Source organism: Stutzerimonas kunmingensis, from assembly GCF_021432085.1.
Taxonomy (GTDB): domain Bacteria; phylum Pseudomonadota; class Gammaproteobacteria; order Pseudomonadales; family Pseudomonadaceae; genus Stutzerimonas.
In genome coordinates this window covers 3,736,777-3,756,647 of the sequence record NZ_CP090366.1, presented here as the reverse complement: position 1 = coordinate 3,756,647, position 19,871 = coordinate 3,736,777, and the positions used below count along the sequence as shown (strand labels likewise).

Genomic DNA, 19,871 nt, shown 5'->3' with positions numbered 1-19,871 from the left:
TCATCCTCGCAGGTAACGCGTTGCGCGACGGCCGAGCGCAGCGGCGGCGAAACCCACCAGCAGCGTCAGCAGCCAGTACGAAAGCACCAGCAGCACGTAGGGCACGACATAGGAAAAGGTGTTGGACACGATCTGTCCGGCGGTCATGGTCAGCTCCGGCACGGTAATGATCGACGCCACCGCGCTTTCCTTGATGGTCAGGATCACCTGGTTGCCCAAAAGCGGCAGCGCGAACGCCAGCGCCTGGGGCGTCTGAATGTGCCAGAAGGTCTGGATGCCGCTCAGACCATGCACCTGCGCGGCCTCTAGCTGACCAATCGGCACGCTGGCCCAGGCTGAACGCAGCAACTCGGCAAAATAGGCCGCGCTGTAGAGGCACAGGGCAAGAATGCTGGCCTCGATGGCGTCCAGGGTCACACCAAGCACTGGCAGACCGAAGTAGATCAGCAACAGTTGCGCGAGGAACGGTGTGCCGCGCACCAGCCAGACATACAACCGATACACAGCAATGAAACCAGGTACCGCCAGGCGCAACGCGTTGAGGGTAAAGCCCAGCAGCAGGCCCAGCGCCGCACCGGAAAAACTGATGCCCAGGGTGACCAGGAGCGCACGGCCGAAATCGGGAAGGTGATTCATCCAGTTCTCCATCAGCTGCGCGCCTGCCAGCGACGCTCCAGCTGGCGCCCGAGCAGAGCCAGCAGGCTGGTCAGCGCCAGGTAGAACAGTGCGGCGACGAGATAGACCTCCAACGGGCGGTAAGTCTGCGAAACCAGTTGCTGGCTGACCCGCATCAGGTCGGTGATGGAGATCACCGAGACCACTGCCGACACCTTGATGACATCGATCAGCTCGGAAATCAGCGCCGGCAGGGTCAGGCGTACCACTTGCGGCAACTGGATGTGCAGCAGCGTGCGCCAGCGACCGATGCTGAACACCGCAGCGGCCTCCAGCTGCCCTGCCGGGATAGCAGCGAAACCGCTACGCAGGATTTGCGACTGGTAGGCCGCAGTATTCAGGGCCAATGCCAGACCGGCGGCGACCAGCGCCGGCACGTCCATGCCCAGCCCGGCAGGCAAATAGAAGAGGAGCAGCAACTGCGCCAGCATCGGCGTGCCACGGAAGAAACTCACATAAACCCTGGCGAACGCTACGCAACCTCGGCTGCGACTGCTGCCCAGCAGATAGATCAGCACGCCGAGAACGAAGCCCAGCAGCATCCCGGCCAGGCACAGCCACAGTGTGGTGAGCGCACCGTCGAGCAGAGCAGGCCAATAGAGTGCGAAGCGATCGCCGAAGTCATCCATGGTCAGCGACTCAGATGCTCGGCTCGGGCATGGCGTCGGCCGGCACATCCATGGTGAAGCCGAACCATTTTTCCTGCAGAGCCTTCATGGTGCCGTCACGGTTAGCACGGGCGATACCGTCGCTGAACAGTTTGACCAGGCTGGCGCTGTCCGCATCCTTGCGGCCGACCCAACCGTAATAGGTCTGCGGGCCGAGCATGTCGCTGAGCGTGCTGAACACGCCAGGACGCGACTTGATCAGCGGGCCGAGGTTGGACAGCGACTGGGCAACGCCATCCAGGCGGCCCAGCGCTAGATCGGCGTACGCCTCGTCGAAGCTGACGTATTGACGAATGGCCTTGAGGCCAGGCTGGCCGGCGTCCTTGAGTTTCTGGTCATAGGCCTGCAGAACCTGCAGTTGGCCGGAGCCGCTCTGCGAACCGACCACTTTGCCGTTGAGATCGTTCAGGCTGCTGATCGAGTCGTCATTGCCACGCTTGAGCAGTGCAACGGTGGACTCGGCGATCGGCACGGTGAAGGCGAATTGTTCGAAGCGCGCCTTGTTGACGGTCACAGAGGTCACCACGAAATCGAACTTGCCTGTATCCAGGCCCGGCAAAATGCCTTGGAAGGGTAGGTCGAGTTGCTTGACCTTGACCTCCGGCAGATCCTTGAGCACGTAGGTCATCAGATCAGCGCCATAGCCGACGATCTTGCCGTTCTCCACCGATTCGAACGGTGCGAAGCGGGCTTCGGTGGCAATGGTGATTTGCTTTCTCTGCTGGACGCGTTGCAGCAGGTCGTCGGCGTGGGCCAGGGAGCTGGCGAGCAGAGTGGCCAGGGCAAATGTCAGGTTTTTCACGGCACGGCGTTGCATGGCAAGACCTCTTCTTGAAGAGATGGATATTTATTCAAGCAACTTGAATAGATGTACAAGAGCATGAATCGTGCCAGCCTGCGGACAGGTTGCCGGATGGGAAAAATGGGCTCGAACGAAGATCACTGCGCACCGTTGGTGAGCAGATGGGAGATTAGATGGGCCGCGATGGTGCTCGCGGAAAGTGTCGTCTGGTCTCGGTCATCAGCGCGCCTTGCGGCCGGTCTTAACCTGAGCCGGGGCGTCCGTCATCTAGGCTCTAGCGATGCAGGACCAGATCGAGAGCTGCGAACGGCCCGCCAAGAAAAACTGTACCAGGGTGCCTCGACGAGGCCGCGAGGTCGATGGCGCTGGGCAAAGGACGAGCATGTGCCGCTGGAGCTGCGTCCGCAGCATGCTGGTCAGCGACCCGCAGGTGCTCTGTATTAGCGCGCTGCTTGGCCTGAGCGTGGCGCTGATAGCCGTACCGGACTTGGAGAGCGGTGCCCTGGGAAGCTGCTGCCGGCGTGGCATTTGAATCAGGCCATCTCTCTACTTGCCAGAGGCTACTGCCGGCCAAAAAACCGCGCTTTCGTCGACTATTTGGTGGAACATGCCCGGCGGAGAAAATGGAGACAGATTTATTTCTCGGCTGGCCCTAACTCCGTTTTGGGCTGAGAGCGGGCATTCAAGCCTGACGGATACTTGGAACCCAATCGGTCAGTCACCGTAGGCGGCACCCGGGCAAAGTGGCCTTAGACGCGCTATGAATTGGCTACTGAGGTTTTCTCAATCAGTCCCGTGCCTTTTCTACTTGTCCCACTGAAAAAAAGGACAGCATATTGATAAAGGTTGCCCTAGCAGTGGTCCAGTTGGGGCGGGTACAAACCTCGGCGCTTAAGCCGGTAGCTGGCAAACGGCTTCCAGGCGTCAGGGGCCAATGTATAAGCCGCGTAATAGTTGGGGTGGTAATGGGGTCTGACGGGTGCTCCATTATCGCGTCCGCCAGCTGCCATGGCGGCCTCATAGAACGAGTCCACCTCCCTATGACGCTGCATGATCAACGCTATATGCGCCCCTTGGCTGGGAACAGCAGCTCCATGCAGCCCGAGGAATGGCGGTTCAATCTGCGGGCAAGCGGGGCGTCCGTCACTTCTGTTATGTGCCCTTTCATTACGTCATCAACTGGTATCGTGCCGATGAAAAACAACACATCTTTCTCGAACATGCGGCGCACCTATCATTGCCAGCCTAGCAGGTTGCATGGATGATCTTGTTGCCCCGTGACCCGCACGGCCATTTGGTCATGTCTTATTTGTGCTACAACTGCCGTCTCGCTGCTTAGACCGTGTTAGCGATAAAAGGCGAAAAGTCGTCGGCGAGCAGACAGGGCCTACTCCAAGCCTATCACAAAGTCGGTTCGGGCTGGCGAGATCCGCCAGCTAACGATTCGTGGGCCATACACTTTTATGGCGAAGCCCACATAAACGAAGCCCACTGCATCCCTGATCCGGGGTTCATTCGCCGTAGTTCATAACCGACAACAGGCGGATCGGCACCTCCACCAGCTGCTCCGGCCCGTGCGGCACCTCACCGTCGAAGGTCAGGCTGTCGCCAGCTTCCAGGCGGAACAGCTGATTGCCGTGGCGATAGATCATTTCGCCTTCGAGCAGGTGCAGAAATTCTGTGCCCGGGTGAGAGAAGGTCGGAAATTCCTCACTGGCATCGTCCATGGTGATCATGTACGCCTCGAAGCTCTTCTTGGGGCCGCGAACGTGGTTCAAAAGCCGATAGTTGTGGCCCTTTTCGGTGCCACGTCGCACCACCTCCAGCCCTTCATCTGCTTTTACGAGCAAGGCGCTGCTGCCCTGCTGGTCGTATTGCGCGAATAGCTTCGACATCGGCAGGCCAAGCACATCGCACAGCCGACTAAGGGTATCCAGGCTCGTCGAAACCTGAGCGTTTTCGATCTTGCTGAGCATCCCCTGGCTGATACCAGCAATCCGAGCCACATCAGCGATCTTGAGTTCGAGAGCCTGACGCTGCCGTTTTATCTGCACGCCCAGGTGGTGTTCCAGCTTGAGGCGAGGCGGGGTATCGGTCGGCTTGGTCATTCGGTCCTGCACTGTTTTCTGCCTTGTAATAATATTTTCGCACCAGGAAAGATATTGGTGTTCCTGTTTTTTCGTGAGTAGAGATATGTGAAACAGGAGTTACGACTAACGCAGCCCCAGTGATCATCAAGCCTGGAAAGATTTAGCGTTGCATTCGACGTTTTGGCAAGCAGCTTGCATTCCTGTCGGGAAACTTAGTTTCCGCTCCAGAATGCGCTGAATCGGACGAGGAGTCCCTCCATGTTGCCTGCTGAAACCCAAAAACTTATCGACCAGCACGGTATCAGATACGTGCTAGCCCAGTTTGTCGACATCCATGGCGCGGCCAAGACCAAGTCGGTGCCTGTCGCCGGGCTTGAAGCCGTAGCCGAGAACGGTGCCGGTTTTGCCGGCTTCGCATTGTGGGGCATGGGGATGGAGCCCCACGGCCCGGACTTCATGGCCGTAGGCGACCTTGCGACCCTTACGCCAGTGCCATGGCAGCCGGGTTACGGGCGTGTGCTCTGCATCGGTCATGTCAATGGCGAGCCACATCCCTATGACAGCCGCTACGTCTGCATGCAGCAGGTGGAGCGCCTCAAGCAGCGTGGCTGGACGCTCAACACCGGGCTAGAGCCTGAGTTCAGCCTGTTCAAGCGCGGCGAAGACGGCAAGCTGCTGCCGATGGATGAAAGCGATTGTCTGGAAAAGCCGTGCTACGACTACAAGGGCCTGTCGCGCTCCCGCGATTTTCTCGAGCGCCTGACCGAAGCACTGCAAAAGGTCGATTTCGATATCTATCAGATCGACCACGAGGACGCACCCGGGCAGTTCGAAATCAACTACACCTACAGCGATGCGCTGACCTCGGCGGATCGCTTCACCTTCTTCCGCATGGCGGCGGGAGAGATCGCTCATGACATGGGGATGGTCTGCTCGTTCATGCCCAAGCCTGACCCCAAGCGGGCCGGCAATGGCATGCACTTTCACCTGTCCATCGGCAGTGCCGACAGCAAAAACCTGTTTCAGGATGACAGCGACCCCAGCGGAATGGGGCTGTCGAAGCTGGCCTACCACTTCATAGGGGGCTTGCTGGCACACGGCCCGGCGCTGTGTGCTTTCGCCGCGCCAACGGTTAACTCCTACAAGCGGCTGGTGGTGGGGCGATCGCTGTCCGGCGCGACCTGGGCGCCGGCCTTCATCACCTACGGCAACAACAACCGCTCGGCCATGGTGCGCATCCCTTATGGACGCATCGAGTTTCGGCTGCCCGATGCCGGTTGCAATCCCTATCTGGTCACCGCTGCGATTATCGCGGCGGGCCTCGATGGCATCGACCGTCAGCTCGAGCCCGGCAAGCCCTGCAACGAGAACCTCTACACGCTGAGCCTGGAGGACATTGCCGGGCGGGGCATCGGCACCCTGCCGCAATCGCTGAAAGAGGCTTGCGATGCGCTCGAAGCGGACCCGTTATTCCGCGAAGTGCTGGGTCAGCAGATCGTCGATGAGTTCATCAAGCTCAAGCGCATGGAATGGGTCGAGTACAGCCGCCATGTGAGCGACTGGGAAGTCCAGCGCTACACCGAATTTTTCTGATTCGCTGCCTGCGCCGCCGCGCCTGATTGGCCAACAGCGGTTTGCAGCACGCCCCCTGAACGCAATGAGGACGTTTGAATATGTGTGGAATAGTGGGTCTTTACCTGAAAAACCCCGCGCTGGAGCCCCGGCTCGGTGAGCTGTTCGAACCGATGCTGCAGGCCATGACCGATCGCGGCCCGGACAGCGCGGGATTCGCCATATACGGCGACGAAGTGAGCGAGGGCTGGACCAAGCTGACCTTGCAGGCAACGGAAGCCGGGTTCGATTACGTCGCCTTGATGGGGCAGCTGGAAGGACGACTCGGCTGTTCCCTGGACTGGTTCCAGAACGCCAGTGCTGCGGTGCTCAAGACCAACGCGGACGAGGCGAGCCTGCGCACTGCATTGCACGAACTGGCGCCTACCGTCCGCATCATGAGTGCCGGGCAAAGCATTGAAATTCTCAAGGGCATGGGGCTGCCGCAGGAAATCGCGGAGCGCTTCGGCCTTTCCAAAATGAAGGGCAGCCACATCATCGGCCATACCCGCATGGCGACCGAATCGGCCGTCACCATGGAAGGCAGCCATCCATTTTCCACCGGGGCTGATCTATGCCTCGTGCACAACGGCTCACTGTCCAACCACTTCCGCATGCGCCAGGAATTGAAGCGCCACGGTATCACCTTCGAAACTGGTAACGACACCGAGGTGGCCGCCGGCTACCTGACCTGGCGACTGCGCGAGGGCGACGACCTCAAGACCGCATTGGACCATGCCCTGGACGATCTGGACGGCTTCTACACCTTCGCCATCGGCACGCGAAATGGCTTCGCGGTGATCCGCGATCCGATCTCTTGCAAGCCGGCCATCCTCGCCGAAACCGAGGACTACGTGGCCATGGCGTCCGAATATCAGGCGCTGGCGTCACTTCCCGGGATCGAGAAAGCCAAGGTCTGGGAGCCGGAGCCGGCCACCCTGTATATCTGGGAAAAAGAGGCAGTCTGAGGAGCGCACCCATGAAAACCATCAATCTCAATGAGTCCACCGTGCGCGATTTCAATCAGGCACTGCACGATCAGGCGCGCAGCCTTACCGAGCGTGAGTGGGTCGTTACCCACGCGGACGGCAAGCACAACCTGGCGGTGGGTCTGAACGAAGCCCTCACCGTCGAAATCGAGGGGCATGCCGGCTATTACTGCGCCGGGATGAACCAGAAGGCCAGCATCACCGTGCATGGCAATGTCGGCGTCGGCGTTGCTGAAAACATGATGTCGGGCATGGTCCGCGTGAAAGGCAGCGCGTCGCAAAGCGCGGGCGCGACTGCGCATGGCGGCCTGCTGGTAATCGAGGGCGACGCCGGCGCGCGCTGCGGCATCTCCATGAAGGGAGTCGACATTGTGGTGGGCGGCAGCATCGGGCACATGAGCTGCTTCATGGGGCAGGCGGGCCGCCTGGTCGTGTGTGGCGATGCCGGCGATGCGCTGGGAGATTCGCTCTACGAAACCCGCATCTACGTGAAGGGAACTGTGAAGTCGCTCGGCTCGGACTGCATCGAGAAGGACATGCGCGACGAGCACATCGAGGAACTCAAGGAGCTGCTCAACCGTGCCGGCTTCGACGAAGACCCCACGGCGTTCAAGCGTTACGGCTCTGCTCGCCAGCTTTACAACTTCAAGGTCGACAACGCCGCGGCGTACTGAACCCCATCGTTTTCAGGGAAGCGACCCGGCTGCTGGCCGACCGCTTCCTGTTTCAGGAGTCTTCTCAATGAGCGAACAAACCCCACCGGTGCTGCGCGAGTCCGCCACCTTCGATCGCCTGACCATCCAGGAAATCCAGCGTGCCGCCGAAACCGGCATTTATGACATCCGCGGCGGTGGCACCAAGCGCAAGGTCCCGCATTTCGATGATCTGTTGCTGCTGGGCGCGTCCATGTCCCGCTATCCGCTTGAAGGCTACCGCGAGAAGTGCGGCACCGACGTGGTGCTCGGTACGCGTTTCGCCAAGAAGCCGATTCACCTGCAGATTCCGGTAACCATCGCGGGCATGAGCTTTGGCGCGCTGTCGGCCCAGGCCAAGGAAGCGCTGGGCCGCGGTGCCAGTATCGCCGGTACCAGCACCACGACCGGCGACGGGGGCATGACGCCGGAAGAGCGCGGCCAGTCGCGGCACCTGGTCTACCAGTACCTGCCGTCGCGTTATGGGATGAACCCGGACGATCTGCGAAAGGCCGATGCCATCGAGATCGTGCTGGGGCAGGGTGCCAAGCCGGGCGGCGGCGGCATGCTGCTGGGCATGAAGGTGACCGAACGCGTCGCCGGGATGCGCACGCTGCCGATCGGCGTGGATCAGCGTTCGGCTTGCCGCCACCCTGACTGGACCGGCCCTGACGACCTGGCGATCAAGATTGCGGAGCTCCGTGAGATCACCGATTGGGAGAAGCCAATCTACGTCAAGATCGGCGCCAGCCGCCCGTACTACGACGTCAAGCTGGCAGTGAAGGCCGGGGCAGACGTGATCGTGCTGGACGGCATGCAAGGAGGCACCGCGGCGACTCAGGAAGTGTTCATCGAACACGTCGGTATTCCGATTCTCTGCGCCATTCCGCAAGCCGTGCAGGCGTTGCAAGAAATGGGCATGCACCGTGAAGTGCAGCTGATCGTTTCCGGCGGCATCCGCACCGGCGCCGACGTGGCCAAGGCCATGGCGATGGGTGCCGATGCCGTGGCCATTGGCACCGCCGCATTGATTGCACTGGGGGACAACCACCCACGTCTGGATGCGGAATTGAAGAAGCTCGGTTCGGCCGCCGGTTACTACGACGACTGGCAGAACGGCCGCGATCCTGCGGGCATCACCACCCAGGACCCCGAACTCTCCAAGCGCCTCGACCCGGTGGAAGGCGGGCGTCGCCTGGCCAACTACCTGCGTGTACTGGTGCTTGAAGCCCAGACCATGGCGCGCGCCTGCGGCAAGTCGCATCTGCATAACCTGGACCCGGAGGATCTGGTCGCGCTTAGCGTAGAAGCCGCAGCCATGGCGCGGGTGCCGTTGGCTGGGACCCAGTGGGTGCCAGGCGCTTCGTTCTGACCGGCTGACCAGGGGCCCGCAAGGGCTCCCTCTTTCTCTTCAAACCTGGAGCGGCGCCGTCGGCTTGCCTGCGGATGGGCTCTTTCGTACCGAGTAAGGAGTGCTAGATGAAAGGTGAATTTAGTGCCATGCGTTTGTTGCTGATTCTGTTGGCCAGCCTGCCGGGAATCGCTGTAGCTCAGGAAGCGTCACTCGATAGCGGTGATACGGCGTGGATGATGGTATCGACCGTTCTGGTTCTGATGATGCTGGTACCGGGGCTTGCCTTGTTCTATGGGGGAATGGTGCGCAGCAAGAACCTGCTGTCGGTGTTCACTCAGGCATTCACCATCGCCGGTGTGCTCGGCGTGCTGTGGGTCATCTACGGTTACAGCCTGTTCGTCGATACCACGGGGATGGTCGAGGGCACCGTCAATCTGCACTCCTTGGTCGGCGGCTTCGACCGCGCCTTGCTCTCAGGGCTGACACGCGAGTCGCTCGTCGGGAGCATTCCTGAAAGCGTATTCGCCACCTTCCAGATGACCTTTGCACTGATCACGCCTGTGATCATCGCAGGCTCGTTCGCCGAGCGGATGAAGTTCTCCGCCGTCGTCCTGTTCGCGGTGCTTTGGTTCACCTTCTGCTACCTGCCGCTGGCGCATATGGCCTGGAGTGGGCCAGGCGGCCTGTTGTGGGACTGGGGAATCCTTGAGTTCGCCGGCGGCACGGTCGTGCACATCAATGCCGGTGTGGCTGGGCTGATCACCTGCTTGGTACTCGGACCGCGAAAAGGCTTTCCGGGCTCGCTCACACCGCCTCACAACATGGGCTTCGTGTTGACCGGCGCCGCACTGCTCTGGGTGGGCTGGTTCGGGTTCAACGTTGGATCGGCAGTTGCTGCCAACGGTAACGCCGGTATGGCCATGCTCACCACGCAAGTGGCTGCGTGTGCCGGCATCGTCGGCTGGCTGGCGATGGAGCTGCTGGGTCACCGCAAGCCGAGTGGGCTGGGCGCGGCGTCCGGGGCGCTTGCCGGGCTGGTGGCCATCACGCCGGCTTGTGGTTTCGTCGGTCCAGGTGGCGCGGTACTCATGGGCCTTGCCTCCGGGGTGATCTGCTATCTCGCCGTTGCGCGTATGAAGCGCACGCTGGGTTACGACGACTCGCTCGACGCCTTTGGTCTTCATGGTATTGGCGGCATCGTAGGCTCCGTGCTGACAGGTGTGTTCGCCTCGACCCGGTTCGGTGGTTTCGAAGAGATTGAGATCGGCCAACAACTCTGGATCCAGACCAAATCGGTGCTGTTCACCGTGGTGTATGCGGCGGTTGTTACATGGCTGTTGTTGAAACTTACGGGGCTGATAACCCGCGGCCTGCGCGTAACAGCCGAGCAGGAAATGGAGGGCTTGGATCTGGCCAGTCACAACGAGAGGGCTTACACCTCATAACCCGCCAGTTGGAAAATATTTAGCTACGACATTTGAAGCCAAGTACTCGCTGAATATCGCCGATCAAGTTGATGAATAACTTCATCAATAAATCTCGGTTCACATATCTCTCGTTTAGTTAGTTAGCCAATTACATAGAAACTATTTTCAGAGGTGAGAATGTTTATTTTGACCGTTAGTTGCCCTGCAGCCTCGGGAATCGTTGCGGCCGTTACCACCTTCCTTGCCAAGAATGGCTGCTATATAGGCGAGTGCGCACAGTTTGATGATGAAGTTCAGGGCCGCTTCTTCATGCGTGCCGTTTTTCGCTTCAACGACGGCGCAGACGCGGACCTTTCGGCCTTGCGCGCCGGCTTCGGCGACGTGGCAGCCGAGTTCGATATGACCTGGCAGCTGCATAACGCCGAGCAACCCATGCGTGTGCTGTTTATGGTCAGCAAGTTCGATCATTGCCTGGCCGATCTGCTGTACCGGCACCAAAAGGGTGAGCTGAATATGCAGATCACCGCCGTCGTCTCCAACCACATCGGTCTGCGTCCCATGGCCGAGCGCGAGGGAATTCGTTTCGTCTATCTGCCGGTCACCAAAGACACCAAGGCGCAGCAGGAAGCTGAGCTGATGCGGATCATCGACGAGACCGGGACCGAGCTGGTGGTGCTCGCGCGCTACATGCAGATTCTCTCCGATGACCTGTGCAAGCAGCTGGCCGGGCGAGCCATCAATATCCATCACTCGTTTCTCCCCGGTTTCAAGGGCGCCAAGCCCTACCACCAGGCGTATGAACGCGGCGTAAAGCTGATAGGCGCCACGGCGCACTACGTCACTTCGGACCTGGATGAGGGGCCGATCATCGAGCAGGAAGTTCAGCGTGTCGACCATTACTACAAGCCAGAGGCGTTGGTGGCGGTCGGGCGGGATACCGAAACCGTCGCGCTTTCCCGAGCAGTGAAGTACCACCTCGAGCACCGCGTGTTCCTCAACAACGACAAAACGGTGATCTTCAAATGAACGCCAAGTTGATCGATGGAAAGGCCGCATCCGCCCGGGTACTGGCCGAAGTGGCAACCGAGGTGATCGCCTTGAAGGCCGACGGAGTCCAGCCGGCGCTGGCCGTGGTGCTGGTCGGTGATGACCCGGCGAGCCACGTCTACGTGCGCAACAAGATCCAGCGCGCCGAGGAGGTGGGGATTCGCTCATTGGAGTATCGGTTAACAGCCGACGCTAGCGTCGAGGCGGTGCTAGAAGTCATCACGCAGCTCAATGCCGACAGTACGGTGCATGGCATCCTGGTCCAGCTACCGCTGCCGGGCCAGATCGATGAAGCAAAGGTGCTGCAGGCCGTCAACCCGGCCAAGGATGTCGACGGCTTCCACCGAGAAAACGTGGGCGGCCTGAGCCAGGGACTTCCGGTTCTGCTGCCTTGTACCCCCGCGGGTTGCATGCGTTTGCTACATGAAACCCTGGGCGATCTGTCCGGCAAGCATGCGGTGGTCATTGGGCGCTCGAATATCGTTGGCAAGCCGATGGCCGCGCTACTGCTGGCGGCTAATTGCAGCGTGACCGTGCTGCATTCGCGCAGCGTTCAGCCAGAAAAGCTCAGCGCCCAGGCGGACATCGTCGTGGCAGCGGTGGGGCGGCCGCGCATGATCGGCGCTGACTGGATCAAGCCCGGCGCTGTGGTCATCGACGTGGGGATCAACCGACTCGTGGAGCGCGAAAAGAGCCGCCTGATCGGAGACGTCGATTTCGACGCCGTGCTGCCTGTGGCGTCGGCCATCACGCCTGTTCCAGGCGGTGTCGGTCCGATGACCATCGCCATGCTCATGCAAAACACTGTCACCGCAGCCCGCCAGAGCCTTGGGCTGGCCGCGCAGGAGCCTTGCTGATGCCTTTTACCTTGCTCAAATACGGCTTGTCCTCTGACTACCCGATTGAGGTCGATCTGCCCGCACCCAAGGAGCTGAAAGCCTCCTATGACGTCGTCATTATTGGTGGCGGTGGCCATGGCGTCGCCATCGCTTACTACCTGGCCAAGTATCACGGCATCACCAATGTCGCAGTGCTGGAAAAGGCTTATCTGGGCGGCGGAAACACCGCGCGCAACACGGCGGTCATCCGCTCCAACTACCTCACCAGCGAGGGCGTGAAGTTCTATATCGAATCGGTGCGGATGTTCAAAGAGCTATCCAACGAATTCGACTTCAACATCATGTATTCCGAGCGCGGCCAGCTCACGCTGGCGCATACGGACGCCACCGTGAGGGCGTTCCGCCAACGCGCGGAAGTGAACAAGCACTTCGGTGGGCGCACCGAGATGATCGACCGCCAGCAGATCCGCGAGCTGGTGCCGAGCCTCAATCTCGACCCCGGCCACCTGCCTGTGCTTGCCGGGCTCTGGCACATCGACGGTGCCACGGCCCGTCACGATGCGGTGGCCTGGGGCTATGCCAAGGGTGCGGCCAAGCGCGGCGTGGAAATTCATCAGCTGACCGAAGTTCAGGATTTCGTCGTCGAGAACGAGCGCATCCGTGCGGTCAAAACCAACCGCGGCACCATCCAGTGCGGTTGCGTAGTGCAAGCGGTAGCGGGCTCCAGTTCGCTGCTGATGAACAAGCTCGGCATCAAGGCGCCCATCCATACCTATCCGTTGCAGGCGATGGTCACCCAGCCGTTCAAGCCCTTTCTCGACCCGCTGGTGAGCTCGTCGGCGCTGCACTGCTATGTGCAACAGACCGGCCGCGGCGAGATCGTCTTCGGTGGCGGCTCCGACCCGTATCCGCTGTACAACTCGCGCTCGACGCTGGACCTGAAGGAAAGCCTGCTGGCCAGCGCCATCGAGATGTTCCCCTTTATGGCCAATGCCAAGTTGATGCGCCAATGGGCCGGCATAACTGACATGACGCCCGATTACAGCCCGATCATGGGCCTGTCGCCGATCAAGGGTTATTACTTGGACGCCGGCTGGGGCACTTGGGGCTTCAAGGCCACGCCGATTTGCGGCAAGACCATGGCCGAACTGGTCGCCTACGAGGGCAGGGTGCCGCAACTCATTGCACCGTTCGGCCTGGATCGCTTCAGCCGATTCCAACAGGTCAACGAAATGGGCGCCACGGCGGCCAGCCACTGAGGGAACAGCCAATGAAGATCATGAACTGCCCGCTCAATGGGCCACGCAATATCAGCGAGTTCACCTATGGCGGCGAACTCAAGCTCATGCCAGACCCCACGACCTGCAGCGTCGCCGAATGGGCCAGCTACGTATTCAACAGCGACAACGCCCTGGGCGTGGTGACCGAATGGTGGATGCACACGCCCTCCAGCTACTGGTTTCTGGTCGAGCGCCACACCGGTAGCGACGAGATCCTGCGCACCTTCGACCCCAGTGTACTGTTCGACAAGCGCGTCGACTTCGCCGCTCCGGAGGCTACCCAATGAGCAGACTGCCTGCCCCGATGGGGTTGCTGATCGACCGTAACAAACCGCTTTCCTTCAGCTTCAACGGCAACACGTACCATGGCTTCGCCGGCGACACGATCGCTAGTGCGCTGGCGGCCAATGGTCGCTGGCTGCTGTCGCGCTCGTTCAAATATCACCGGCCTCGCGGCCCGCTGACCATGGCCGGTCAAGACGCCAACACCCTTGTCCAACTACCGGACGAGCCCAACGTCCTTGCAGATGTGCAGGCTGCTGTTGCCGGCATGGAGGTTGCTGCGCAGAACGTCAACGGCAGCCTGGATGCGGATCGCGACGCCTATCTCGGCAAATTCTCAAAGTTCATGCCGGTGGGGTTTTACTACCGCGCCTTTTATAAGCCGAAGGGCATGTGGAAGCGCTGGGAGCCCCTGATACGGAAAAAGGCCGGACTCGGCGTGCTCGATTTGACATTCCAGCCGACTTACCACGACAAGGCCTATCTGTTCTGCGACTTGGCAATTGTCGGTTCCGGCCCCGCCGGGCTGAGCGCCGCCCTGCATGCGGCAAGGGGTGGTGCCAAGGTACTGCTGATCGAGCAAGACCCGGTACTTGGCGGCTCGCTCAACTATGCCCGCTTCGATGTCGAGGGCAACGCGGCGCTCAGTTTGCGGGAAGAGCTGCTGGGCGCGGTACGCGATGAGCCCAACATTCAGGTGCTGCAATCGGCGGTGTGCAACGCCTGGTTTACCGACAACTACCTACCTGTCATCCAGGGCAGCCGGCTGTATAAGGTGCGCGCCAAACAATGCATCGTCGCCAGTGGTTCCTTCGATCAGCCGGTGATTTTCCGCAACAACGACATTCCCGGCGTCATGTTGACCAGCGCCGCCCAACGCCTGATGCGGCTGTATGCGGTCAAGCCCGGCAAACGGGCGGTCGTGCTGACCGGTAACGATGACGGCTACCTGTCGGCGCTGGACCTGCACGAACAGGGTGTGGAAGTCGCCGCATTGATCGATATGCGGCTGCGCGCTGAAAGTGCGGCCCTGGCCAACGCCGTGCAGGCATGCGGCATCGCCTGCCACGCGGGACATACCGTCTACGAAGCCTTGGCTGACAAGAGCGGCCGCCACCTGGCGGGTGTGGACGTTCGACGCATCGTCAAGCAGGGCAAGGTGGCCGACGCCAGCATGCGCATCGACTGCGATCTGCTGTGCATGTCAGCCGGCTACATGCCGGTCTACCAACTGCTCTGCCAGGCTGGCGGGAACCTGAGCTATGCCGACGAGTATGCCGCCTTCACCATCAGGAACCTGCCGAAGGTGCTGCGTATCGCCGGCTCGGTGAATGGTCGTCACGATCTGCATCGTGTGCTGGCAGACGGGCAACGGGCCGCCGCCGAGGTGCTTACCGAGCTTGGATTGCGAACCACGATGGAGGAGAGCACCGAGAAGGATGATCGCCGGGTCAACTTTCCTTGGCCGATCTTCCCCCACCCGGAGGGCAAGGAGTTCGTCGACTTCGATGAAGATCTGCAGATCAACGACATCATCAACGCCACCCGCCATGGCTATCGCGACATACAGCTGGTCAAGCGCTTCTCCACGGTCGGCATGGGACCGTCGCAAGGGCGGCACTCCGCGCTGCCGACCGCGCGGCTGGTGGCCGACTCGACCAGCCGCACCGTCAGTGAAACTGGAGTGACCACCGCACGCCCGCCGTTCACCGCGGAAAAGCTTGCGCATATCGCGGGTCGCTCGTTCGACCCTTACCGGCAAACCGCGATGCATAAGCGGCACCTCGAGCTGGGTGCGAAGATGACGCCGGCCGGCGTCTGGCGGCGTCCGGCGTACTACGGCAATTCCGATGAGCGTGAGGCCTGCATGCAGGCCGAGGCGCGGCATGTGCGCGAGAAGGTCGGCCTGATCGACGTGTCGACGCTAGGCGGGCTGGAAGTGCGTGGCCCGGATGCTGCCGAATTGCTGGAACGTATGTACACATTCGGCTTCAAGAAGCTCGCCGTAGGCCGCACGCGCTATGCGTTGATGACAGGCGAAGACGGCGTAGTGATCGATGACGGCGTTGCCTGTCGGCTGGGCGAGCAGCATTTCTATGTATCTGCCACCACCAGCGGCGTGGATCGCGTTTACCGCAGCATGCTCAAGTGGAATGCGCAGTGGCGGCTGAACGTCGATATCACCAACGTCAGCGCCGCGTTTGCAGCAGTCAACCTGGCGGGACCGCTGTCGCGGCAGGTACTGCAGAAGCTTTGCAGCGACGTGGAGCTGTCCGCCGAGGCATTTCCCTATCTCGGCGTTCGCGAAGGCACGGTCGCAGGTGTCCAGGCGCGCTTGCTGCGAGTCGGGTTCGTCGGTGAGCTGGGGTATGAGATCCACGTGCCGGCGCGTTTCGGCGAATACCTGTGGGATGCCCTCATGAAAGCCGGCAAGCCCGAGGGTATCCGACCGTTCGGTGTTGAAACCCAGCGGTTGCTACGCCTGGAAAAGGGTCATGTCATCATCAGTCAGGACACCGACGGTATGACTCATCCGGCGGAGCTGGACATGGGCTGGGCCATCGGCCGCAAGAAGCCATTCTTCGTCGGCAAGCGCACCATCGAGATCCTCGAAGCCCAGCCGCTCACCCGCAAGCTGGTCGGTTTCACCCTGCCCAAGGACAGCGCCAAGCCCCTGGAAGGGCACCTGGTACTCAAGGGCGCGGACATCAGCGGCAACGTTACCTCCTGCGAGTACTCGCAAACGTTGGCCCTCATCATCGGTATGGCTTATGCGAGCGTCGACCAGGCTGAGCCGGGTTCGCAGATACCGATCCGCGTGGAAGGCGGCCAGGTCGTGCAGGCCACAGTCGTGAAAATGCCGTTCTATGACCCAGACACCCAGCGCCAGGAGCTGTGATCATGACCGTTACCATTCAAGACTGCGCAGAGCGCAGCCCAATCTATGACCTCTATGGCAATGCTGCGCTTACGCAGTTGGGTAATCGCCCGTTCGTTGCCCGGTACGCCACTGGCGATGAAAGCGAGCAGTTGCGGCGCTGCGGGTTGGTCGACCTTAGCAATCTGCCGCGGGTCGGTTTTCGTGGAGCGGACAGCGCAGCCTTTCTGCAAGCCAGGGGCTATCAGCTGCCAGAGAAGCCCAACCGAGGCACGAGCCAGCCGAGCGGGGAAACCGTACTGCGGCTGTCGGAAACCGAGTACTTCCTGCTTGGAAGCCTCACTGATGGCGGTGAGCGCATCGCCACGGAAGAATCAGACTGGGCGCTCGGCGAACAGGCCTGCTACCTGTTGCCGCGTCAGGACAGTCACGCGTGGCTGGCTCTGACGGGTGCGTATCTGCCGCAGCTGATGGCGAAGATATGCGGTGTCGACCTGCGCGCCGAGGCGTTCCCGGCTGGGGCTGTGGCGCAAACCTCCGTGGCTCGCCTGAGCGCCATCGTTGTCAACGCGACCACACCAGGCTTGCCCGTCTTCCATATTCTCTGTGATCGCGCATCGGCCCATTACCTCTGGGGCACCTTGCTCGATGCCATGGATGAATGGGGCGGCAAGCCGGTGGGAATAGAGGCGGTGCTGGACCTGGTTGGTTAGCAGAGGATATGGTGTCGCGAGCAGCGTGACGCCATTTCCCCAAGCAGTTGGCGCCGACTAGAAAACGGAAGCCGGCAGGCATCAAGCAGCTCGGCAGGCTTAATATCCAGTTCGGAACGGGAAAACGTAAATACGGCAACCGTTTCCTCGCGAGCACCGCACCGCCATACATGGTCGCGCCCATGGCTACGGTCTTTAATTGGTTTGCTATACTTGCCGAGTTGTCGGAGAGCTGGCTTGACGGGGCCATTCAAAAAGCCCGGGTATTTTTCTTTTATATAACGGTTATTTGATGAAAAAACTGCGGGCTTTGATCAGGGCCTCGGCGATCTTTTCCACTGGCTCGCGTTTGGCCATAGCCTGGTCCCGTAGAGCATTATAAGCCTCGCGTTCGCTCAGTCCCTGCGTCTCGATAAGGATGTTTTTCGCATTTTGGATGGTCCGGTTGACCGCCAGTCGAGCTTCCAGGCGCTTGACATGCTTCTCCCGGTCTCGCGCATTTTGGGCCTGGTTGAGTGTCAGGACGATTGAAGCTAGCACACCGAACGATCTCACCGGCGCGGGGATGACTGCAAAGGCACCCAACTGCTGTAGTGCTTCGATTATGATTGGATTCTCGAATCGGATAACCGGAAGGATGGGAATCGTGCGCTTAAATAGCCAGGGTGCATTGATCGATAGCGTTTCCGGCGTGACCGCTAGAATGATGAGGTCCGTTTCCGCCGGCGCTCGGTCCGGAATCGGCCACTGAGTACGTACTTGACAACCGATGCGTTGAAGTTGCTCGGTAAGGTTCTGGCCGTCTTCGTTGTCCGGATGAATGGCCAGTACCGTCAGTTCGCGCAATGTATTCAGGGGCGTCGGTTCCGACCCCTGAGCGAAACGCCGCTTCTTGCCTGCGCGCAAAGTCATCAGCCTCGCCTTCTTCTCGTTGCCCAGGAGCCGAGCTTCGGCGAGATGAGGTAGGGGTCAGGCGCCACGTTGTGTGTGGTTTGAAACAGGATATCGAACTGCCCATCCGGCCGGGCTCGTCCGATGCGGGCGTGCAAGTAAGTATGGTGGTTGTTGCCGTTGACCCGAATTGTTCCCTGGGGAGCCTGGTGTTCCAGCGAGGGAAGGATCTCGCGGATCATGTCGACGCGTTCACTACGCGCCTTGCTCATGGCCATCGCAAGCAGGTGGACTTGGAAATAGGCCGCTTCCCAGCACATGTCGGTCACTTGGTCCTCGCCAAACATTTGCTTGTGGCGTTCCACCGCCCTGCGATTGACTTCGGTGTCTACGGACTGAAAGTAACTGGCTGCGGTGATATGCCCGGCAACCTCTTGTGCGCCAATTCGCCTGATCTCCGTTTCGCTAGTTGTCAAACTGGCGATCGGCAGTTCTTCAGGAGTTAGGCCAAGTTGGCGATACCCTTCGTATAAATAGCTGAGGCTTTCGCCTACCACGGTGCAGAAAATGAAAGAGGGCGGATCCTTTTCGATGTGGCTTAACAGCTTCGAATAATCTTCGCGACACGCATCCAGTGGTACATAATATTCTCCAAGCTTTTCTCCTTCCTCCTCGTAAATAAGATCGCTCATGATGCGATTGGACTCATAAGGGTAGATATAGTCGGTGCCAATCATCAAGACGCGCTTGCCGTAATGCTCGAACATATAGTTCGCCAGTGGCACATTGTTAAGATGCGACGTGGAACCGGTATAGATGATATTCTCGGAATATTCAAAGCCTTCGTAGAATACTGGATAGAAAAGAAGGGCGTTATAGCGTTCGACGATAGGAAGCAGCATCTTACGCATTCTGGACATATAGCAGCCGAGCAAAAAGTTGATCCCCTGGTCGCGGATTAACGACTCGGCGTGCTCGACGTAAAGTGCAGTTTTCGACTTGGGGTCGCGCTGGCAAAGCTGAAACGGGCGGCCATTGATTCCGCCTTGCTCGTTGACTTCGGCGATGGCAAGTTCGGTGCCTCGCCGCATAGAGACCTCAATGTCCATGAGAGGGCCCGATTCAGAAAACAATCCGCCCAGTAAAATGGGGTTATTCGACATTGTGCGACCTTGAGTTGCGGGCGAATAGTCAGTCCAGCTGTAGTTAGTGTTGCAAGAGCAGTGCCATCGATGGATTCGGGGCGCACCTGCTTCTTTAAGGATATTGGCGGTGGCCTGGCTCCCACCTGATTGCTGTCCGTCGATGGTGCGCGCCGACTCCAGTAGGCACGCTCATGGTGCGAGTTTTCCTGTATAGAATGATCCTTTCCCAGTAGCAATGCCGATTTCGGCGGTTGGCCCATTTCTTGATAGACCCTTGCCGCTAGCACCACCGCTTGGCCATACGCCCTTCGGCATGTATGGGACCGGTGATGCACGAACTGGGTCAGACAAAGACGTCTCCCCAGCTCAGGCACAGAAAGCCTGACACCCGACCTGCGTTCGCAGAGTCCGGGCGTCAGGCTTTTTTTTTTGGCCCATCAGGGGCGCCGTGAGCGGCGACCTTGGGCGGCGACAGAGCAGTGGAGGGT

Annotated in this window: 18 protein-coding genes; 11 read left to right on the top strand and 7 right to left on the bottom strand. The window is 60.1% G+C overall.

Annotation, left to right across the window (positions count from 1 at the left end):
* The 5 genes from LW136_RS17855 to LW136_RS17835 all read right to left on the bottom strand — a co-directional run bounded on the left by LW136_RS17855 (position 1) and on the right by LW136_RS17835 (position 4,253).
* Positions 1-636 (bottom strand): amino acid ABC transporter permease, encoded by a 636-nt coding sequence (locus tag LW136_RS17855; protein ID WP_234173312.1) that lies wholly within the window; start codon positions 634-636, stop codon positions 1-3.
* An 11-nt stretch (positions 637-647) separates the two neighbouring features.
* Positions 648-1,304 (bottom strand): amino acid ABC transporter permease, encoded by a 657-nt coding sequence (locus tag LW136_RS17850; RefSeq protein WP_128710001.1) that lies wholly within the window; start codon positions 1,302-1,304, stop codon positions 648-650.
* 10 nt (positions 1,305-1,314) lie between these two features.
* A complete protein-coding gene (locus LW136_RS17845; RefSeq protein WP_128710002.1) occupies positions 1,315-2,160 on the bottom strand; it encodes a transporter substrate-binding domain-containing protein in 846 nt (281 codons plus the stop codon).
* 1,045 nt (positions 2,161-3,205) lie between these two features.
* Positions 3,206-3,367: a hypothetical protein gene (locus tag LW136_RS17840; RefSeq protein WP_312026720.1), complete on the bottom strand. Its 162-nt coding sequence runs from the start codon at positions 3,365-3,367 to the stop codon at positions 3,206-3,208.
* A gap of 289 nt (positions 3,368-3,656) precedes the next feature.
* Entirely contained in the window at positions 3,657-4,253 is a 597-nt protein-coding gene (locus LW136_RS17835) for a helix-turn-helix domain-containing protein (protein WP_234173310.1), read from the bottom strand.
* A gap of 240 nt (positions 4,254-4,493) precedes the next feature.
* Between LW136_RS17835 and glnT the strand changes: the two genes are divergently transcribed.
* From glnT to LW136_RS17780, 11 genes are all read left to right on the top strand, one after another.
* Complete coding sequence (gene glnT / locus LW136_RS17830) at positions 4,494-5,828, top strand: type III glutamate--ammonia ligase (protein ID WP_128710004.1); 1,335 nt, start codon at positions 4,494-4,496, stop codon at positions 5,826-5,828.
* An 80-nt stretch (positions 5,829-5,908) separates the two neighbouring features.
* A complete protein-coding gene (locus tag LW136_RS17825; RefSeq protein WP_234173308.1) occupies positions 5,909-6,814 on the top strand; it encodes a class II glutamine amidotransferase in 906 nt (301 codons plus the stop codon).
* A gap of 11 nt (positions 6,815-6,825) precedes the next feature.
* Complete coding sequence (locus LW136_RS17820; protein WP_128710006.1) at positions 6,826-7,509, top strand: GltB/FmdC/FwdC-like GXGXG domain-containing protein; 684 nt, start codon at positions 6,826-6,828, stop codon at positions 7,507-7,509.
* Positions 7,510-7,576: 67 nt separating this feature from the next.
* Complete coding sequence (locus LW136_RS17815) at positions 7,577-8,899, top strand: FMN-binding glutamate synthase family protein (RefSeq protein WP_128710007.1); 1,323 nt, start codon at positions 7,577-7,579, stop codon at positions 8,897-8,899.
* A 128-nt stretch (positions 8,900-9,027) separates the two neighbouring features.
* The gene (locus LW136_RS17810) at positions 9,028-10,326 is read left to right on the top strand and encodes an ammonium transporter (RefSeq protein ID WP_234173307.1); all 1,299 of its coding nucleotides are present in this window, start codon (positions 9,028-9,030) and stop codon (positions 10,324-10,326) included.
* Positions 10,327-10,485: 159 nt separating this feature from the next.
* A complete protein-coding gene (gene purU / locus LW136_RS17805; RefSeq protein WP_234173305.1) occupies positions 10,486-11,334 on the top strand; it encodes a formyltetrahydrofolate deformylase in 849 nt (282 codons plus the stop codon).
* Positions 11,331-12,212, top strand: a complete 882-nt coding sequence (gene folD / locus LW136_RS17800) for a bifunctional methylenetetrahydrofolate dehydrogenase/methenyltetrahydrofolate cyclohydrolase FolD (protein WP_128710010.1) — start codon at positions 11,331-11,333, stop codon at positions 12,210-12,212. The genes purU and folD overlap by 4 nt, the downstream gene beginning before the upstream one ends.
* A complete protein-coding gene (locus tag LW136_RS17795) occupies positions 12,212-13,453 on the top strand; it encodes an FAD-dependent oxidoreductase (protein WP_128710011.1) in 1,242 nt (413 codons plus the stop codon). Before folD ends, LW136_RS17795 begins: the two co-directional genes overlap by 1 nt.
* 11 nt (positions 13,454-13,464) lie before the next feature.
* The gene (locus tag LW136_RS17790) at positions 13,465-13,761 is read left to right on the top strand and encodes a sarcosine oxidase subunit delta (protein ID WP_234173303.1); all 297 of its coding nucleotides are present in this window, start codon (positions 13,465-13,467) and stop codon (positions 13,759-13,761) included.
* Positions 13,758-16,655, top strand: coding sequence for an FAD-dependent oxidoreductase (locus LW136_RS17785; RefSeq protein ID WP_234173302.1), 2,898 nt, complete (start codon positions 13,758-13,760; stop codon positions 16,653-16,655). Before LW136_RS17790 ends, LW136_RS17785 begins: the two co-directional genes overlap by 4 nt.
* Positions 16,655-17,347, top strand: coding sequence for a sarcosine oxidase subunit gamma (locus tag LW136_RS17780; RefSeq protein WP_234175278.1), 693 nt, complete (start codon positions 16,655-16,657; stop codon positions 17,345-17,347). Before LW136_RS17785 ends, LW136_RS17780 begins: the two co-directional genes overlap by 1 nt.
* 285 nt (positions 17,348-17,632) lie before the next feature.
* On the opposite strand, the gene LW136_RS17775 is transcribed toward LW136_RS17780, so the two are convergent.
* Together LW136_RS17775 and LW136_RS17770 are read right to left on the bottom strand one after the other, a co-directional pair.
* Entirely contained in the window at positions 17,633-18,259 is a 627-nt protein-coding gene (locus LW136_RS17775; RefSeq protein ID WP_128710015.1) for an ANTAR domain-containing response regulator, read from the bottom strand.
* Positions 18,259-19,401 (bottom strand): transporter substrate-binding domain-containing protein, encoded by a 1,143-nt coding sequence (locus LW136_RS17770; RefSeq protein WP_128710016.1) that lies wholly within the window; start codon positions 19,399-19,401, stop codon positions 18,259-18,261. Before LW136_RS17770 ends, LW136_RS17775 begins: the two co-directional genes overlap by 1 nt.
* Positions 19,402-19,871 lie beyond the last annotated feature (470 nt).

Coding starts and splice junctions, on each gene's coding strand:
- LW136_RS17855 (WP_234173312.1), bottom strand. CDS start 636: ATGAATCACCTTCCCGATTTCGGCCGTGCGCTCCTGGTCACCCTGGGC.
- LW136_RS17850 (WP_128710001.1), bottom strand. CDS start 1,304: ATGGATGACTTCGGCGATCGCTTCGCACTCTATTGGCCTGCTCTGCTC.
- LW136_RS17845 (WP_128710002.1), bottom strand. CDS start 2,160: ATGCAACGCCGTGCCGTGAAAAACCTGACATTTGCCCTGGCCACTCTG.
- LW136_RS17840 (WP_312026720.1), bottom strand. CDS start 3,367: ATGTTCGAGAAAGATGTGTTGTTTTTCATCGGCACGATACCAGTTGAT.
- LW136_RS17835 (WP_234173310.1), bottom strand. CDS start 4,253: ATGACCAAGCCGACCGATACCCCGCCTCGCCTCAAGCTGGAACACCAC.
- glnT (WP_128710004.1), top strand. CDS start 4,494: ATGTTGCCTGCTGAAACCCAAAAACTTATCGACCAGCACGGTATCAGA.
- LW136_RS17825 (WP_234173308.1), top strand. CDS start 5,909: ATGTGTGGAATAGTGGGTCTTTACCTGAAAAACCCCGCGCTGGAGCCC.
- LW136_RS17820 (WP_128710006.1), top strand. CDS start 6,826: ATGAAAACCATCAATCTCAATGAGTCCACCGTGCGCGATTTCAATCAG.
- LW136_RS17815 (WP_128710007.1), top strand. CDS start 7,577: ATGAGCGAACAAACCCCACCGGTGCTGCGCGAGTCCGCCACCTTCGAT.
- LW136_RS17810 (WP_234173307.1), top strand. CDS start 9,028: ATGCGTTTGTTGCTGATTCTGTTGGCCAGCCTGCCGGGAATCGCTGTA.
- purU (WP_234173305.1), top strand. CDS start 10,486: ATGTTTATTTTGACCGTTAGTTGCCCTGCAGCCTCGGGAATCGTTGCG.
- folD (WP_128710010.1), top strand. CDS start 11,331: ATGAACGCCAAGTTGATCGATGGAAAGGCCGCATCCGCCCGGGTACTG.
- LW136_RS17795 (WP_128710011.1), top strand. CDS start 12,212: ATGCCTTTTACCTTGCTCAAATACGGCTTGTCCTCTGACTACCCGATT.
- LW136_RS17790 (WP_234173303.1), top strand. CDS start 13,465: ATGAAGATCATGAACTGCCCGCTCAATGGGCCACGCAATATCAGCGAG.
- LW136_RS17785 (WP_234173302.1), top strand. CDS start 13,758: ATGAGCAGACTGCCTGCCCCGATGGGGTTGCTGATCGACCGTAACAAA.
- LW136_RS17775 (WP_128710015.1), bottom strand. CDS start 18,259: ATGACTTTGCGCGCAGGCAAGAAGCGGCGTTTCGCTCAGGGGTCGGAA.
- LW136_RS17770 (WP_128710016.1), bottom strand. CDS start 19,401: ATGTCGAATAACCCCATTTTACTGGGCGGATTGTTTTCTGAATCGGGC.